The organism is Corallococcus sp. CA047B (genome assembly GCF_003612065.1).
Classification (GTDB): Bacteria; Myxococcota; Myxococcia; order Myxococcales; family Myxococcaceae; genus Corallococcus; species Corallococcus praedator.
This window is the reverse complement of sequence record NZ_RAWD01000594.1, coordinates 1-2,257: the sequence shown is the minus strand read 5'-3', so window position 1 is coordinate 2,257 and position 2,257 is coordinate 1. Positions and strand designations below refer to the sequence as shown.

Below are 2,257 nucleotides of genomic sequence, written 5' to 3'. Positions count from 1 at the left end.
GCCTTGGGGGTGGGACGGTAGGGTGTACGCGCGCCGCGTGCCGTCCTCCGGACTTCGTGACATACCCGTGCGGCCTTGCGTGGAGAAACCAACGCTCGACCCACGCGCGCTGACTCATTTCTTTCAGCCACCCGGAATCGTTCTAGCTTGGTCGGTCGTTTCCAGAGGACGCCATGCCCGAGGTACTCGTCGTCGATGACAGCAAAGTGATGCGCGAGATGGTGGTCGCCTGCCTGCGGCCCTATCCGGACAGCCGCTTCACGCAGGCTTCCAGCGGGCTGGAGGCCATCGAGCAGTTGTCGCTCAAGGCCTATGACCTGCTCGTGCTGGACCTGAACATGCCGGACATCGGCGGCATCGAGGTGGTGGAGTTCGTGCGCGGGCAGGACCAGCTGCGCGCGCTGCCCATCATCATCGTCACGACCCGCGGCGACGAAGCCTCCCGCGAGCGGGCGCTGGGGGCCGGCGCGAGCCTCTTCATGACCAAGCCCTTCACCCCGGACTCCCTCCAGGGCGCTGCCCGGTCCCTGCTGGAGAAGGCTCCGGACGAGGCGTCGCGCGGGTGACGACGCCCGGGGAGTTCGCGGAGTTCCTCCCCGCCTACCTGGCCGAGGTGGATGAACTGCTGGCCTCCGCGCAGCGGGACCTGCTCGCCGTGGAGGAGGCCGTCCGCCGGGGCGCCGCCCAGCCGCGCGCCGTGCGGGAGCTGTTCCGCGCCCTGCACACCATCAAGGGCCTGTCCGCCATGGTGGACGTGGAGCCCATCGTCTCCGTGGCGCACTGGATGGAGGCGTCCCTTCGGGTGGCGGATCAATCCGGAGGCCGCCTGCCCGAGTCCAGCGTGGAGCCGCTGGTGGAGGGCCTGCGCGCCATCGAGCAGCGCGTACGGCAGTTGGGCGCCGGCAAGCCGGCCTCGCCCGCGCCCGCGAACCTGCTGGAGCGGCTGGAGGCGCTGGGGCCCCAGGTGCTGGAGGTGGCGCCCCGGGCGCCCCGGGCCGTCGTGCTGGACGCCCAGGCCGCGTTCGCCTCCAAGCTCGCGCCGTCGGAGCGCGAACAACTGGAGGGCGGACTCGCGGGAGGTCAGCGCGCGATGCGGCTGGACTTCGTGCCCTCCGCCGAGCGCGCCGCGAAGGGCCTGAACATCAACACCGTGCGCGAGCGCGTGGGCAAGCACGGCGACATCGTGAAGGTGCTGCCCCTGTCGGGTGCCGCGGCGGGCGGGGCCTCGCTGGCGTTCGCGCTGCTGCTGCTCACCCAGGCGGAGGACGCGGTGCTCCTGGAGGCCGTGGGCGGCGCTCCCGCCACGGTGCGCTCGCTGGCGGTGGCCGCGCCCCCGGGGGCCCCGGCGGACAGCCTCCCTCCGGCGCCGGTGCCCGGCGTCCCCGCCGTCCCCGGCGCCCTGGGCGTGCCGGGCCCCGAGGATGAGCTGGACGAGCCGGAGGTGCGCCGGGGCGGCGGCCTCTTGCGCGTGGAGGTGTCGCGGCTGGACGAAGCCATGGAGTGGCTGGCGGCGCTCGTGGTCAACCGCTCCCGGCTGACGCGCGCGGTGGCGGCGCTCACCGCGGCGGGGGCGCCCACGCGGGAGCTGGCGGCCATCCTCCAGGAGAACGGCCGGCAGCTTCGCGACCTGCGCTCGGCCATCCTGCGCCTGCGCATGGTGCGCATGGGGGACGTGCTGGAGCGGCTGCCCCTCCTCGTGCGTGGGCTGCGGCGCACCACGGGCAAGGCGGTGCGGCTGGAACTGGACGTGGGCGACGCGGAGCTGGACAAGGCCGTGGCGGACCGGCTGATGCCCGCGCTGGTGCACCTGGTGCGCAACGCGGTGGACCACGCGCTGGAGCTGCCCGACGAGCGGCTCTCCGCGGGCAAGCCGCCGGAGGGGCTGGTGCGCCTGGGCTGCCACGCGCGCTCCAGCGGCCAGCTGGAAATCACTTTGCGCGACGACGGCCGGGGCGTGGACGCGAAGGCGGTGGCGAAGGCCGCGAACGCGCCCGTGCCGGACTCGGTGGACGGCCTGCTGGACCTCTTGTGCCGGCCCGGGCTGTCCACGCGCCAGGAGGCCACGCGCACCAGCGGCCGGGGCATGGGCATGGACATCGTGCGGCGCATCGTCGTGGAGCAGCTGGGCGGCGAGCTGCGCATGGAGACGCGCAAGGGCGCGGGCACCACCTTCACCCTGCGGGTGCCGCTCACGGTGACGCTGGTGGACGCCATCGTCTTTGAATGCGCGGGCCTCAGGTACGCGGTGGCGGTGGGG

The 2,257-nt window shown here is 73.6% G+C and carries 2 protein-coding genes; both read left to right on the top strand.

Going from position 1 to position 2,257, the window contains the following annotated elements:
- Positions 1–173: 173 nt before the first annotated feature.
- Positions 174–566, top strand: coding sequence for a response regulator (locus tag D7X74_RS41350; protein ID WP_120538398.1), 393 nt, complete (start codon positions 174–176; stop codon positions 564–566).
- The coding region (locus D7X74_RS41345) for a chemotaxis protein CheA (RefSeq protein ID WP_120538397.1) at positions 563–2,257 on the top strand (1,695 nt) is incomplete at its 3' end. The genes D7X74_RS41350 and D7X74_RS41345, both read left to right, overlap by 4 nt.